This window comes from Streptomyces sp. SPB074 (genome assembly GCF_000154905.1).
Taxonomy (GTDB): Bacteria; Actinomycetota; Actinomycetes; order Streptomycetales; family Streptomycetaceae; genus Streptomyces.
The window spans coordinates 2,631,150-2,645,560 of record NZ_GG770539.1 but is presented as its reverse complement, the minus strand read 5'-3'; the positions used below and the strand labels follow the sequence as shown (position 1 = coordinate 2,645,560).

13 protein-coding genes and 1 pseudogene are annotated in these 14,411 nt (G+C 74.2%); 12 read left to right on the top strand and 2 right to left on the bottom strand.

The window, feature by feature from the left end:
* Nucleotides 1-48 precede the first annotated feature (48 nt).
* Nucleotides 49-1,278: a sensor histidine kinase gene (locus tag SSBG_RS10775; RefSeq protein ID WP_199781358.1), complete on the bottom strand. Its 1,230-nt coding sequence runs from the start codon at nt 1,276-1,278 to the stop codon at nt 49-51.
* A gap of 214 nt (nt 1,279-1,492) precedes the next feature.
* On the opposite strand from SSBG_RS10775, the gene SSBG_RS10770 reads away from it, so the two are divergent.
* The 11 genes and pseudogenes from SSBG_RS10770 (at nt 1,493) to htpX (ending at nt 13,339) form a co-directional block, all read left to right on the top strand.
* Entirely contained in the window at nt 1,493-1,906 is a 414-nt protein-coding gene (locus tag SSBG_RS10770) for an NADH-quinone oxidoreductase subunit A (RefSeq protein WP_008746183.1), read from the top strand.
* On the top strand, nt 1,897-2,511 hold the full coding sequence (locus SSBG_RS10765) for an NADH-quinone oxidoreductase subunit B (RefSeq protein WP_008746182.1): 615 nt from the start codon (nt 1,897-1,899) through the stop codon (nt 2,509-2,511). The genes SSBG_RS10770 and SSBG_RS10765 overlap by 10 nt, the downstream gene beginning before the upstream one ends.
* Nucleotides 2,508-3,932: an NADH-quinone oxidoreductase subunit C gene (locus SSBG_RS10760; protein ID WP_008746181.1), complete on the top strand. Its 1,425-nt coding sequence runs from the start codon at nt 2,508-2,510 to the stop codon at nt 3,930-3,932. The genes SSBG_RS10765 and SSBG_RS10760 overlap by 4 nt, the downstream gene beginning before the upstream one ends.
* Nucleotides 3,929-4,897 carry a complex I subunit 1/NuoH family protein gene (locus SSBG_RS10755; RefSeq protein WP_008746180.1) on the top strand — a complete coding sequence of 323 codons (969 nt, stop codon included), beginning with the start codon at nt 3,929-3,931 and terminating at the stop codon, nt 4,895-4,897. Before SSBG_RS10760 ends, SSBG_RS10755 begins: the two co-directional genes overlap by 4 nt.
* On the top strand, nt 4,898-5,524 hold the full coding sequence (locus SSBG_RS10750) for a NuoI/complex I 23 kDa subunit family protein (RefSeq protein WP_008746179.1): 627 nt from the start codon (nt 4,898-4,900) through the stop codon (nt 5,522-5,524).
* Nucleotides 5,521-6,285, top strand: coding sequence for an NADH-quinone oxidoreductase subunit J (locus SSBG_RS10745; protein ID WP_037869450.1), 765 nt, complete (start codon nt 5,521-5,523; stop codon nt 6,283-6,285). Before SSBG_RS10750 ends, SSBG_RS10745 begins: the two co-directional genes overlap by 4 nt.
* The gene (gene nuoK, locus SSBG_RS10740; protein ID WP_008746177.1) at nt 6,285-6,692 is read left to right on the top strand and encodes an NADH-quinone oxidoreductase subunit NuoK; all 408 of its coding nucleotides are present in this window, start codon (nt 6,285-6,287) and stop codon (nt 6,690-6,692) included. Before SSBG_RS10745 ends, nuoK begins: the two co-directional genes overlap by 1 nt.
* Nucleotides 6,689-8,725, top strand: coding sequence for an NADH-quinone oxidoreductase subunit L (locus tag SSBG_RS10735; RefSeq protein ID WP_037869449.1), 2,037 nt, complete (start codon nt 6,689-6,691; stop codon nt 8,723-8,725). The genes nuoK and SSBG_RS10735 overlap by 4 nt, the downstream gene beginning before the upstream one ends.
* A gap of 225 nt (nt 8,726-8,950) precedes the next feature.
* Nucleotides 8,951-10,715: pseudogene (locus SSBG_RS10730) on the top strand (complex I subunit 4 family protein).
* Nucleotides 10,712-12,298 (top strand): NADH-quinone oxidoreductase subunit N, encoded by a 1,587-nt coding sequence (locus SSBG_RS10725; RefSeq protein ID WP_008746174.1) that lies wholly within the window; start codon nt 10,712-10,714, stop codon nt 12,296-12,298. The pseudogene SSBG_RS10730 and the gene SSBG_RS10725 overlap by 4 nt, the downstream one beginning before the upstream one ends.
* A gap of 171 nt (nt 12,299-12,469) precedes the next feature.
* Nucleotides 12,470-13,339, top strand: coding sequence for a zinc metalloprotease HtpX (htpX, locus tag SSBG_RS10720; protein ID WP_008746173.1), 870 nt, complete (start codon nt 12,470-12,472; stop codon nt 13,337-13,339).
* A 97-nt stretch (nt 13,340-13,436) separates the two neighbouring features.
* Here htpX and SSBG_RS10715 read toward each other — a convergent pair whose 3' ends face one another.
* Nucleotides 13,437-13,859: a YccF domain-containing protein gene (locus SSBG_RS10715; RefSeq protein WP_037869448.1), complete on the bottom strand. Its 423-nt coding sequence runs from the start codon at nt 13,857-13,859 to the stop codon at nt 13,437-13,439.
* 263 nt (nt 13,860-14,122) lie between these two features.
* On the opposite strand from SSBG_RS10715, the gene SSBG_RS10710 reads away from it, so the two are divergent.
* Nucleotides 14,123-14,389 carry a GlsB/YeaQ/YmgE family stress response membrane protein gene (locus SSBG_RS10710; protein WP_008746171.1) on the top strand — a complete coding sequence of 89 codons (267 nt, stop codon included), beginning with the start codon at nt 14,123-14,125 and terminating at the stop codon, nt 14,387-14,389.
* The last annotated feature ends 22 nt before the right edge of the window (nt 14,390-14,411 follow it).

The following is a 14,411-nucleotide window of genomic DNA, read 5'->3' as shown; positions in this document are numbered from 1 at the left end:
GAACCGGCCGCCCCGCACCCGTACCCGTACGTGTCCCGCCCCGCGCGGCTACCCGCGCCCCTCGCCCGGCTTCCCCGCCAGCCGTCGTCCCGCCCGGTCCGCTCCCCGCTCCCGCCACGGCAGTTCGGCGGTGATCGTCGTCGGGCCGCCGGGCGGCGAGTCGATGACGAAGAGGCCGTCCACCGCGCCGAGCCGGTCCGAGAGCCCGGCGAGCCCCGTGCCGCCGTCGAGGGAGGCGCCTCCGTGTCCGTCGTCGTGGACCTGGAGGAGCAGGCGGTCGCCGGCGCGCCAGACCTCGACGGTGGCGGTGCGGGCGCCGCTGTGTTTGCTGACGTTCTGGAGGAGTTCGGAGACGGTGAAGTAGGCGATGCCCTCGATGGCTTCGGCGGGGCGGTCGTGGAGGTCGGCCTTGACGGAGACGGGGACGGTGCAGCGGGCGGCGACGGAGGAGAGTGCCGCGTCGAGTCCCCGGTCGGTGAGGACGGCGGGGTGGATGCCCCGCGCGAGGTCCCGCAACTCCTGGAGCGCGAGCTTCACCTCGCCGTGCGCCTCCTCGACCATGAGCGCCGCCGCCTCCGGGTCCTCCACGACCTTCTCCTTCGCGAGCCCGAGTCCCATCGCGAGCGCCACGAGCCGCGCCTGCGCCCCGTCGTGCAGGTCCCGCTCGATGCGCCGCAGATCGGCCGCCGCCGTGTCCACCACGACCCCGCGCCCGGACTCCAGTTCGGCGATACGGCGCTCCAGCTCCGTCGAGGGCGAGAGGAGCCCCCGGACCATCGCCCGGTCGACGTTCGCCATGCCCCGTACGAGATAGCCGAGCACGGGCCACAGCGCGAAGAACGACACCAGCGACACCGTGAACGTCACGATGCCCCACGGCAGCCGGATCACCGAGTACAGCGCGGTGCGCCACCCCACCGGGTCCTTCACGTCGTCCCACAGCCGCCCGAGCGCGCTGCCGCCCCCCGCGCCGCGCGGGATGCGGCTCGGTTCCTCGATCCGCACGCCCAGCAGCCGCCGCGCCCGGCCCCGTTCCGCCCGCCCCACGAGCCGCGCCCCGCGCAGCCCGAGGACGAGCACGGGCAGCCCGATCACCGTCACCGCGAGCCCGACCCCGAGCGAGACGAACAGGACGCTGTAGACGAAGCCCAGAAGAGTGGCCGGAAGGTTGGCCAGAAGGTGCGCCAACTCCTTCCACGTCGCCCCGGGGAAGGCATGGCCCACGGGGGGCGGGGCGCCCGTGGCACGCTGGTCCTGCGGGGTCACCGATGCGGTCATGGCCCCAGCCTGCCCGTTCGGCACCGCCGATGCCATGAGGGGGCCCGGACAGCGGGGAGGGGGGAAACCCCACCCCGACCCCTCCCGCGCGGCCCCGCCCCCCGGACCTCACTGCTTACCGTTTCTTTAGCAGGCCCTAGACTCCCGTGGGTGCCCGTGCGGGCACGGCGCAGGCCAGAGCGAGCGGCGAGACCCGGCGGAGTGGAGGACGGACGTGGCGGTACCCCTGAGTCCCCCCGGCACCGCCGTCACCCTCGCCTCCGGCTACTTCCACGCCTACACCCTCGTCGGCGTCATCACCGCCGCCGGCGTGCTCTTCGTGGCCTTCGCCTTCGCGGCCGGACGCCTGCTGCGGCCCGTCGTGCCGACGCGCGAGAAGTTCCTGACGTACGAGTGCGGGGTCGACCCGGTCGGCGAGGGCTGGGCGCACACCCAGGTCCGCTACTACGTCTACGCGTTCCTGTACGTGATCTTCGCCGTGGACTCGATCTTCCTCTTCCCCTGGGCCACGGTCTTCGCCGCGCCCGGCTACGGGGCGACGACGCTCGTCGAGATGCTCGTGTTCCTCGGCTTCCTCGCCATCGGACTCCTCTACGCCTGGAAGAAGGGCGTCCTGGAATGGACGTGACCCCCGTGCCCACCACCGCCGTTCCGGCCCCCGTGGACCTCCCCGACCCCACAGCGCCGCCCGCCGGGACGACGGGCGTGCTCTCGCGACTGGCCCCGCAGCCCATGAAGGTCGTCCTCAACTGGGGCCGCCGCTACAGCCTGTGGGTCTTCAACTTCGGCCTCGCCTGCTGCGCGATCGAGTTCATCGCCGCGTCGATGTCGCGCCACGACTTCATCCGCCTCGGCGTCATCCCCTTCGCGCCGGGCCCCCGGCAGGCCGACCTGATGGTCGTCTCGGGCACGGTGACGGACAAGATGGCCCCCGCGGTCAAGCGCCTGTACGAGCAGATGCCCGAGCCGAAGTACGTCATCTCCTTCGGCGCCTGCTCCAACTGCGGCGGCCCGTACTGGGACTCGTACTCCGTCACGAAGGGCGTCGACCAGATCATCCCCGTCGACGTGTACGTGCCCGGCTGCCCGCCGCGCCCCGAGGCGCTGCTCCAGGGCATCCTCAAGCTCCAGGAGAAGATCGCGAAGGAGTCGCCCGCCGAGCGCTACGGGCGCCGCGCCCCGGTGGCCGCGCTCCGCAGCGGCCTCGTCAGGCCGCCGGAGGGGGAGCGGTGACCGGCTGGCTCCCGGGAGCGGCCGAGGAGGTCTTCGGTACGGGCGCGAACGCCGAGGAGGCGTACGGCCTGCTGACCGTCGATGTCCCGGCGGACACGTGGACGGCCTCGCTCGACACGGCCCGCCGCGTCCTCGGCTGCACGTACTTCGACTGGCTCTCGGCGGTGGACGAGCCGGGCACGGGCCTGCGCGTGTGCGCGCACGTCGTCGCGCTCGCGCCCGTCCGGCGCCTGCTGCTCCGTACGACCGTGCCGCACGGGACGCCCGTTCTCGCCTCGGCCGTCGGCGTCTACGCGGGCGCCGCCTGGCACGAGCGCGAGACGCACGAGATGTTCGGCCTGCGCTTCGAGGGCCACCCTGGCCTGGCCCCGCTCCTCCTCCCGGAGACCTTCGAGGGCCACCCACTGCGCAAGGACTTCGTCCTCGCGGCCCGCGTCGCGAAGGCGTGGCCCGGCGCGAAGGAGCCGGGGGAGTCGGGCCACGGCACCCCCAAACGCCGCCAGATGCTGCCGCCGGGCGTCCCGGACCCGAACGAGTGGGGCCCGCTGAAGGGACAGCTCCCCGACGCCCCGGCCCGCCCGGCCCGCCGTACGCGGACGGCCGGGGGAGCGGGGGCGCGGGCGGGTGCGGAGGCGCGCGCCGGTGCGGAGGCGGCGCCGGGCGTGGTGCCGGGTGCCGCCGAAGACGCTCCGGCGCGGCGCTCGCGTGCGGCCTCGGCGGGCTCGGCCTCGCAGCGCGAGGAGCGGGGCGCGGCCCCGGCGCGGCGCGCCCGTACCGCCTCCGACGGCTCGGCGACGCAGCGAAGCGCCGCGCGCCCCGGCGCACCCGAGAGCGGGGCGGCCCCCGACGCGCCCAAGGACGCGGCGGCCCCGGCGGGCAGCCCCGACGCCCCCTGGCACCACGCCCGCCCGGCTTTCGACGAGCGGAAGCCGGGACGGGCGGAACCGGCCGGCCCGGAGGACGCCGGCCCCGGGAACGCGCAGGAGCCGCGACCGGAGGCGACGCCCGGGGCGGGCCGACAGCCGGAAACGGGTGCAGGCCCCGGGGCGGGTCAAGGCCCCGAGACCGGCCAGCGGTCCGGGGCGGGCCAAGCGCCCGGCCCGGACCCGGCGCCGATGCCCCGGACCGAAGCGGCCGACGCGGACGAGGACGGGGATCGGGCCGACGTGGACCGCGCGGACGTGGACCGCGCGGACGTGGACCGACCGGACGCCGACCCGGCGGGTTCGGACCGAGCCGACGCGGACCGAACGACCCCGGCCGAAGCGCCTCAAGCCGGTCCGGGGCGAGCCGACCCGGTCCCCCGGGCCGCCGACGCCCCCGCGACCGGCCCGGACCCGCGCCCCGACCACCCCCGTCCCGACACCCGGGACTCCGACAATCCCCGTCCCGAGAACCCCGCCGGAGGCGACCCCGCGTGAACGACGTCCTCGGTGACGCCCTGCGACTCGTCCTCGTCTTCGCCGGGTTCCTCGTGCTGCCGCTCGCCGTCGGGCAGGCCGAGCACAAGGTCATGGCGCACATGCAGGGGCGGCTCGGGCCCATGTTCGCGGGCGGCTTCCACGGCTGGGCCCAGCTCATGGCCGACGGCGTGAAGTTCGCGCAGAAGGAGGACATCGTCCCCGCCGACGCGGACCGGCGGATCTTCCGGCTCGCGCCCGCCGTCGCGCTGCTCCCCTACCTCCTCGTGCTGCTCGTCGTCCCGGTCGGGCCCGGGGACAGCGCGGTCGGGACCGTCGTGGACGCGGGGATCTTCTTCGCGCTCGCCGTCATGGGCGTCGGCGTGCTCGGCTCGCTCATGGCCGGCTGGGCCTCGGCGAACAAGTTCTCGCTGCTCGGCGGCCTTCGCACCGCCGCGCAACTCCTCGCCTACGAGCTGCCCATGCTCCTCGCCGCCGCCTCCGTCGCGATGGCGGCCGGCACGGTCTCGCTGCCCGGCATCCTCGGGGAGTTCCACTGGTGGTGGGTGCCGTGGCAGATCGTCGGCGGCTTCGTCTTCTTCGTCGCGGGGCTCGCCGAGCTGCAACGCCCGCCGTTCGACATGCCCGTGGCGGACTCGGAGATCATCTTCGGCGCCTACACGGAGTACACCGGACTGCGCTTCGCGCTCTTCCTGCTCGCCGAGTACGCCGGGATCGTCATCCTGTGCGGCCTCACGACCGTCCTCTTCCTCGGCGGCTGGCACGGCCCCTTCGGCGGCGACGGGCTCGGCTGGCTGTGGACGCTCCTCAAGACGGCGCTGCTCGCCTTCGTCGTCATCTGGCTGCGCGTCAGCTACCCCCGTCTCCGCGAGGACCAGCTCCAGAAGCTGTCCTGGACGCTCCTCGTCCCGCTCGCCCTCGCCCAGATCGCCCTCACCGGCGTCGTCAAAGTGGTGATCTCCTAGATGCCCCCGATTCCCGGCACGGGTCTGGCCAAGGGCCTCGCCGTCACGCTCCGCACGATGACGCGCAAGTCCGTCACCGCGCAGTACCCCGACACCCTCCCGCCGCTGCCCCCGCGCAGCCGGGGCGTCATCGGGCTCTTCGAGGAGAACTGCACGGTGTGCATGTTGTGCGCGCGCGAGTGCCCCGACTGGTGCATCTACATCGACTCGCACAAGGAGACGGTGCCCCCGGCCGCGCCCGGCGGGCGCGAACGCAGCCGCAACGTCCTCGACCGCTTCGCCATCGACTTCTCGCTCTGCATGTACTGCGGGATCTGCATCGAGGTCTGCCCCTTCGACGCGCTCTTCTGGTCCCCCGAGTTCGAGTACGCCGAGACGGACGTCCACGACCTCACGCACGAGCGCGACAAGCTCCGCGAGTGGATGTGGACGGTCCCCGAACCCCCGGCCGTGGAGCCGGCGGCGGAGGAGCCGAAGGAGCTGGCGGCGGCACGGAAGGCCGCCGAGAAGGCGGCGGCAGCGGCGGCGGCGCAGTCCCGCCCGGGGACAGGCGAGTGGGCGGCGTCCGACGCTCCCGGACGGGCGCCGGGGACCGGCCCCGCGACCGGTGAGGAGCCGCGCCCGTGATCACCCTCCTGGCCACGGCCCCCGCGACCGGCACCGCCCCGCAGGGCTTCCTCTCCCCGACCGGTGTCGAGATCGCCTTCGTCCTCTTCGGCCTCCTCACCTTCGGCGCCGCGCTCGTCACCGTCACGACGAAGCAGCTCGTGCACGCCGCGCTGTGGCTCGTCGTCGCGCTCGGCGGACTCGCCGTCGAGTACCTGCTGCTCACGGCGGAGTTCATCGCCTGGGTGCAGGTCCTCATCTACGTGGGCTCGGTCGTCGTCCTGCTCCTGTTCGGCCTCATGCTGACGCGCGCCCCGATCGGCCGCTCCGACGAAGCCGACTCCCGCAACCGCCCCCTCGCCGCCACCGTCGCCGTCCTCGCGGCGGCGGGCCTCGTCTGGGTCGTGGCGGACGCCTTCCGCACGACGTACCTCGACCTCGACGGCGACCACCCACAGGGCACGACGGCCGTGACCGGCGCCTTCCTCTTCCGCCACTGGGTCCTCCCCTTCGAGGCCCTCTCCGTCCTCCTCCTCGCCGCCCTGGTCGGCGCGATCGTCCTCTCCCGCAGGAACCACGGGGGCGGCACCCCGCCGCGCAAGCCGAAGCCCCGCCCGCGCTCGGGCCCGGGCGCGCCCCGTACGGGAACGGGCGCCTCCCGCGGCGGAGCGGGCGCCTCCCGTACGAGGCCGGGCACGTCCCGTGCCGCGTCCCGTACCCCCGCGTCCCGTGCCGGGGCGGACACGCCGCCGCCGGCCCCGCACCCGGAGGACCCGCGCTGATGCATCTCGTCTATCCGGCCGTGCTCTCGGCCCTCCTCTTCTGCACCGGGATCTACGGAGTGCTCGCGCGGCGCAACGCGATCCTCGTGCTCATGTCCGTCGAGCTGATGCTCAACGCCGTCAACCTCGACCTCGTCGCCTTCGACGTCTGGCTGCGCGACACCCTCCACGCCGGGCAGGCGCTGACCCTCTTCACCATCGCCATCGCCGCCGCCGAGATCGGCATCGGTCTCGCCGTCGTCCTCGCCGTGTACCGCGCGCGGGGCACGATCGCCGTCGACGCCCTGCGCGACACCGCCGAGCCCCCCTACGGCCCCGAGGACCCCGAGGCCCTGGACGGCCCCGAAGACCCCGGCAGCACGGACCCGGCCGCCCCCGGCACGCGCACCCCCGGAGCAGCCGCGTGAACACCACGACCCTCGCCGTCCTCGTCCCCCTCCTGCCCTTCCTCGGCGGGCTCGCCGGGCTGCTCCTCGGGCGCGGCGCCCCCCGCTTCGTACGGCCCCTCGCCGTGCTCCCCGCCGCCGCGAGCGCTGTCCTCGCCGTCCTCGTCGCCGTCCGCCAGGGCGGCGGCGCGACGATCGACGCCGCGACCCGGCTCACCCCGACCGGCGCGGCCCCCGTGGACCTCGCGCTCCACCTCGACGGCTTCGCCGTCCTCGTCGCGGTCCTCGTCACCGTCGTCTCGACGTGCGTGCAGCTCTACTCCACCGGCTACCTCCGCGAGGACCCCCGCTACTCCTCCTACTTGGCGCTCGTCTCGCTCTTCACCTCCGCCATGCTGCTCGTCGTCTACTCCGGCGACCTCATGGTGCTGCTCGTCGGCTGGGAGGTCATGGGCATCTGCTCGTACTTCCTCATCGGGCACTACTGGGAGACGCCCGAGGCCCGCTCCGCCTCGCTCAAGGCGTTCCTCGTCACCAAGCTCGGCGACGTCCCCTTCCTCTTCGGCCTCTTCGCCCTCGCCGCCGACACCGGCTCCTTCCGCATCACGAGGGTCCTGCACGCCGTCACCCACGGGGGCCTCGACCACCCGACCCCGATCGCCCTGCTGCTGCTCTGCGGCGTCGTCGGCAAGTCCGCCCAGTTCCCGCTGCACACCTGGCTGCCCGACGCGATGGCCGGGCCCACGCCCGTGTCCGCGCTCATCCACGCGGCCACGATGGTCGCCGCCGGGGTCTACCTCGTCGCGCGCCTCCTGCCCGTCTTCACCTCCTCCGCCGCCGCGCTCGTCGTCCTCGCCGTCCTCGCCGCCGTGACGATGGCCGGTTCCGGGCTCGCCGCGCTCGCCCAGGACGACATCAAGCGCGTCCTCGCCTACTCGACCGCCGGTCAGCTCGGCTACATGACCGGCGCCCTCGCCGTCGGCGACCGGGGCGCCGCCGTCTTCCACCTCCTGTCGCACGGCGCCTTCAAGGCGCTCCTCTTCCTCGCGGCCGGAGTCCTCATCCACGCCGCCGGCACCAACTCGCTCGCGGCCATGTCCCGGATGCCCGGCCTGCGGCGCGCCGTCCCCGACGCCTACTGGACAATGACGGTCGGGCTCCTCGCGCTCGCCGCCATTCCCCCGTTCACCGGCTTCTTCTCCAAGGAGGCCGTCCTCGGCGCCGCCGAGCACGCCGCCACCGGGCACGCCCACGGCATCCCCGCCGCCGCCGGGTGGATCGTCCTCGTCGCCGGACTCGCCACCGCGCTCCTCACCGGCGCCTACGCGACGCGCCTCTGGCTCCTCCTGGGCGCACGCGAGGCCCCCGAGATGTCCCCGCGCGCCGGCCGGAAGACCTCGGCCGCCGAAGCCCCCGCCCCGGACCACCCCGCGACCCCCCGGATCATGAACGCCGTGCTCTGGCTCCTCGCGATCCCCACCTTCCTCCTCGGCCTCACCGCCTGGGCGCTCCCCGACTGGTTCGACGGCCGCGACCTCGCGCCCACGCTCACCACCTCCGTGCTCGGCACCGGCGTCGCCCTCGTCGGCGCCGTCCTCACCTACGGGGCCTGGCGCCACACCCAGGCCCTCGCCGCGCGCTACCCGCTCGGCGCCGTCGCCGCCGGGCCCGAGGGCGACGCGGGCCGCACCGAGGCCCAGGCCATCGCGAGCCGCCCCGCCGCCTACGGCGCCCCCGGCGGCACCGAGGACCCCGCCGACCCGGGCCGCCTCCTCCTCGGCGGCCTCCACCGCCACGCGGCCACCGGCTTCCACCTCGACCGGCTCCAGAGCGCGCTCGCCGTCGCGCCCGTCCACGCCGGGGCCACGCTCGTCCGCTTCCTGGACACGGCCGTCGTGGACACCTACGTCCGCGCCGCCGCCGCACTCCCCAAGCTCCTGGGCGCCGCCGCACGCCGCGCCCAGACCGGCAACATCCAGACGTACCTGGGCGCGCTGATCGCCGCAGCCGCCCTCCTGACCTGCGCGGTCGTCCTCTACGCGGCGGGAGCCTGAACCGTGGCCCACCTTCTCGGCGCCCTCGCGCCGCACGCACTCCGGGCAAGCGCGAGCGCCCCCGGTATCGCCGGCTCCCCGCCCGCCCCGGCGGGCACGAGCCACCTCGCGCCCGGAGCCCCCTGGGACCTCGCGCACGCGACCCCCGCCGGTCTCGCGCACGCCGTCCCCGCCGACCTCGCGAGCGGCGCCCTCCTCGGCCTCGGCGACACCGTCCGGTCCGTCCTGCTCCTGATCGTCGTCCTCGGCCCGCTGCTCGGCGCCCTCGCGGCCCTCCTGCCCGCCCCGCCCGGACTGCGCGGACGCGACCCCGGCCAGGCGGTGCTGCGCCACGGCGTCACCGTGAGCGGCGCGATCCTCGCCGCCGCGCTGCTCCTCGCCCTCGGCTTCGACCGCGACCACGCCGCCCGCATCCAGGCGAGCACGGACGTGAGCTGGATCGCCGCGTACGACATCCGCTTCCACCTCGGCGTCGACGGCATCTCGCTCCCCCTCCTCGTCCTCACCGCCCTCCTCACCTTCCTCTGCGCCCTGCACAGCTACTTCCGGCCGCCCCGGGGCGGCAGCCCCCGCGCCTTCGTGGCGCTCCTGCTCCTCCTCGAAGGCGGCGCGCTCGCCGCCTTCGCCGTGCTCGACCTCGTCCTCTTCTTCGTCGCCTTCGAGACCGTCCTGATCCCGATGTACTTCCTCATCGCCCGCTGGGGCGGCGCGAAGCGGGAACAGGCCGCCTGGAAGTTCATCCTCTTCACCCTGGTCGGCTCCGCCGTCATGCTCCTCGGCCTGCTCCTGACCGGCGTGAAGGCGGGCACGTTCGACATGGTGGCACTCGCCACTGACAACGGCTCAGGTCTGAGCACGTCCGTGCAGGTCACGGCCGTGCTGGCGATCGGTCTCGGCCTCGCCGTCAAGACCCCGATGTGGCCGCTGCACAGCTGGCTGCCCGCCGCGCACACCGCCGCGCCCACGGCCGGTTCGGTCCTGCTCGCCGGGGTCCTGCTCAAGATGGGCACGTACGGCTTCGTGCGCGTCGTGATCCCCGTCGCGCCCGAGGGCATGAAGGTCTTCGCGCCCTGGCTCGCGGTCCTCGCGGCGGCCGGCATCCTGTGGGGCTCGCTCGCGTGCCTCCAGCTCGTACGGCGGGGCGCGGGCGGCGACCTCAAGCGCCTCGTCGCGTACTCCTCCGTGGGCCACATGGGCTTCGTCCTGCTCGGCATCGCGAGCATGACCCCGCAGGGCCTCAACGGCGCGCTCTTCGCGAACATCGCCCACGGCCTCATCACCGGGCTGCTCTTCTTCCTCGTCGGCGGCGTCAAGGACCGCGCGGGCACCTCCGTCATCGACCGCCTCGCCGGCTCGGCGGGAGCGGCGCTCTACGGCCGCGCCCCGCGCTACGCGGCGCTGCTCGCCTTCGCCGCCGTCGCCTCGCTCGGCCTCCCCGGCCTCGCCGGCTTCTGGGGCGAGATGCTCACGATGTACGGGGCCTTCGACCCGGCGAGCGGCCTGAACCGCGCCACGTTCCTCACCTGCATGGCCGTCGCGGGGCTCGGCACGCTCCTCACCGCCGCGTACCTCCTCCTCGTCGTCCGCCGCCTGTGCATGGGCCCGGTGCCCCTCCGGGACAATTCCCTCCTTCCGGTGAATTCCCCCCTGGGGGAGAACCCCGACCCCGCGCTCGCCGGGACCCCCGCGACCGCGACAACGGCCGCGAGCCCGACGGCCTCCGCCTCCGCCGAGGAGCCCGCCCCGGCGGCCGACGCCCCGAGGGCCGAGGAGCCCGCCCCCCTCCTCCTCGACACCCCGCCGACCCCCGCCGCCCCCTACGAGCCCCCCGCCCTCGCCGAACGCCCCTTCCCGGAGCTGAGCGCCCCCGAGGCGGTCGCCTGGACACCGCTCGTCGCCCTCACCGTCCTCGGCGTTGCTCTGGCCCGCGGTCCTCATCGGCCTCAGCGACCCGGCCGTCCACAAGCTGCTCACCGGAGGCGCGGCATGACCACCCTCGTGCAGTCCGTCGACTGGCTCGCCGTCGCCCCGCCCGCGCTCACCGCCCTCGTGGCGCTCGCCGTCCTCGTCGCCGACCTCTTCCTCCCCGAGGCCCGCAAACCCCTCCTCGGCGCCGGCGCCGTCGCGGGCCTCGCGCTCGCCCTCCTGAGCCTCCTCCCGCTCCTCGACGGCGACCGCGCCACCTTCTGCGCGGGGAAGGCCGGGTGCGGCTACCGCGCGGACCACTTCGCGCTCACCGTGCAGCTCCTCGTCCTCGGCGGCGCGCTCCTCACCGCGCTGCTCTCCTTCACCGCCGTGCGCGCGCGACGCCTCCCGGCGGGCGAGTACTGGTTCCTGCTCCTCTCCTCCGCCGCCGGAGCCGCCCTGCTCCCCGCCGCGCGCGACCTCGCGACGCTCATCGTCGCCCTGGAGGTCGCGACGCTCCCGTCCTTCGCGCTCGTGGGCCTGCGCCACGGCGAGCGCCGCTCCGCCGAAGCGGCCCTCAAGTTCTTCCTCTCCTCCGTCACCGCGACCGCCGTGACCCTCCTCGGCACCGCCTTCGTCTACGCGAGCACGGGCAGCGTCCACCTCGACGCGATCGCGTCGGCCCTCGGCGACGTGGACCCCCAGCTCCGCACCCTCGCCCGCACCGGCGTCGTCCTCACGCTCGTCGGCTTCGCCTTCAAGACCGCCGCCGTCCCCTTCCACTTCTGGGTCCCCGACACCTACACGGGCGCCCCGCTCCCGGTCGCCGCCTACCTCTCCGTCGTCGGCAAGGCGGTCGGCTTCTCGGGCCTCGCGCTCGTCACCGTGCGCGCCTTCCCCTCCTACGGGAACGTCTGGGGTCCCGCGCTCGCCGTCCTCGCCGCGCTCACCATGACGATCGGCAACGCCGCCGCGCTCCGCCAGGACCCCACGCGGGCGTTCAGCGCCGTGCGCCTGCTCGCGTGGTCCTCGGTCGGCCAGGCCGGCTACCTCCTCGTCCCGCTCGCCTCGGCCGCGTACACCGACCGCCCCGAGCACGCGCTCGGCGCGACCCTCGCGTACGCGCTCATGTACGCGGCGGTCAACCTCGGCTCCTTCGCCGCCGTGGCCCTCCTCGCGCGCGGCCGCCTCGCCGACTTCCGCGGCCTGTACGCGCGCCACCCCGCGCTCGCCCTGCTCCTCGCCTTCTTCCTGCTCTGCCTCGCCGGGCTCCCGCCGGGCCTCGCGGGCCTCTTCGCGAAGCTCGCCGTCTTCGAGGCCGCGATCGACGCGGGCCTCGGCTGGCTCGCGGTCGTCGCCGCCGTCAACGTCGCGATCGCCCTCGTCTACTACCTCCGCTGGACGGCGTCCCTCTTCCGTACGACACCGGAACCGGCCACGGACGCGCCCGCGGGCCCCCGGGACCTCCCGGCCGCGGGCGGCGGCACCACCACGGCCGTACGCGAGCAGGCCCCCGTACGGCAGGAGGCCCCCGCACACGGCACGGCCACCGCCGCCCGCCGCCCCCTCGCCCTCGTGACGGTCCTGACCGTCTGCGGCCTCCTCGCCGCGGTCCTCTCGGCGGCCCCGCAGCTGATCCTGCGCCTGGCCGACGTCTCCCTCTTCTGATCCTCCTCACCCGTACGGAGGACGTCCGCGCCCCCGCCGGACGGGGAACCTGAGCCGCTCGCCTGGCGTTGACCAGTAACGAAGGGTCCACTTGACCCAGGTCCACCGGACGCCCGCCACCGCGCGGAGCGTCGGGAAGGGTTCTCCGCCGCACGACTGGGAGGGCGTACCGTGCACCGCCGGCACAATGGCTTGAAGACCGCTGTTCTCCTCGGGGGCCTGTCCGCGCTCATCCTCGTCATCGGCTCCTTCTTCGGCCGGACGGGGCTGATCATCGCCCTCCTCGTCGCGATCGGCACCAACGCCTACGCGTACTGGAACAGCGACAAGCTCGCGCTGCGCGCCATGCGGGCCAGGCCCGTCAGCGAGTTCGAGGCCCCCGGGCTCTACCGCATCGTGCGGGAGCTCTCCACCGAGGCCCGCCAGCCCATGCCGCGCCTGTACATCTCGCCCACCGAGGCCCCCAACGCCTTCGCCACCGGCCGCAACCCGCGCAACGCCGCCGTGTGCTGCACCGACGGCATCCTCCGCATCCTCGACGAACGCGAGCTGCGCGGAGTCCTCGGGCACGAGCTGAGCCACGTCTACAACCGGGACATCCTCATCTCCTCGGTCGCGGGCGCCCTCGCCTCCGTGATCATGTTCCTGGTCAACTTCGCGTGGCTGATCCCCATCGGCCGCTCGGACGACGACGAGGGCCCCGGGCTCATCGGACTGCTCCTGGCGATGCTCCTCGGCCCGCTCGCCGCCTCCCTCATCCAGCTCGCCATCAGCCGCTCCCGCGAGTACCAGGCGGACGCCTCCGGGGCCCAGCTCACCGGGGACCCGCTCGCCCTCGCCTCCGCGCTCCGCAAGCTCGACGCCGGCACCAAGCAGCTCCCGCTGCCCTCCGAGCCGCGCATCGAGACGGCGAGCCACATGATGATCGCCAACCCCTTCCGCCCCGGCCAGGGGCTGACGAACATGTTCTCCACGCACCCGCCGATGGCGGAGCGGATCGAGCGCCTGGAACGGATGGCGGGCGGCGACACCCGCCCCTGACGGCCGCCCCGGCCGTACGACACCGCCGCCGCGCCCCGTACGTCACCAGCGGCCCGCCCCCTGCGTCACCGTCACCGGCGCCGCGTCCTGCGCGGTGTCACCAGCTCCGTGCCTCGCCGGGCCGGGCGGCGAAGGGCTCGTCGCTCGGCACGACGTCGCGGCCCAGCGGCATGAGCGAGATCGGGATGAGCTTGAGGTTCGCCCAGCCGAAGGGGATGCCGATGATCGAGAGGAAGAGCGGGATGCTCGTCAGCAGGTGGCCGAGCGCGAGCCACCAGCCCGCGAAGATCACCCAGATCACGTTCCCCACGAAGGAGGGCGCCCCCGCGTCCGGGCGCTCGACCGTGGTGCGCCCGAAGGGCCAGAGCACGTAGCCCGCGATGCGGAACGAGGCGATCCCGAACGGGATCGTGACGATGAGGACGCAGCAGACGAGTCCCGCGAGCAGATAGCCGAGGGCCATCCAGATACCGCAGAAGATCAGCCACAACAGGTTGAGCACGAGATTGATCAGTTTCACGAGGTCGCCCTTCGCAGTTCGCAGTTCGCAGTTCGCCGGTGACGCGTGCCCGCGGCAGCCGTGCCGGGTCCCGAGGCCGTCTCCCCACCTCTACCGATCCAGGACGCCGCCAAGCGCGGCGCACCTGCTTTGTTGCGCGATCGGGAAGCGGACGCGCGGCCGGTGACACGACCGTGACACCTTCGCCTCAACCCCGCGGGTGATCACACACGTCCCCATGGGTAGAGCCTCCCGAAAGCAAAACGATCAGGAGTGGGACGCACATGGGCATCATCAGCTGGATCATCCTTGGTCTCCTGGCGGGAGCGGTCGCGAAGATCCTCCTCCCGGGCCGTGACCCGGGCGGCCTCGTCGGCACGACCCTCATCGGCATCGTCGGCGCCTTCCTCGGTGGCTGGATCTCGTCCCGCTTCCTGGACCACCCGATCTCGAAGGACTTCTACGACCTGCCCACCTGGATCTCCGCGATCGGCGGCTCGCTCGTCCTGCTCATCGGCTACCGCCTGATCTTCGGCAACTCGCGGGACTGAGCGGGACCCGGTACGGGTGAGG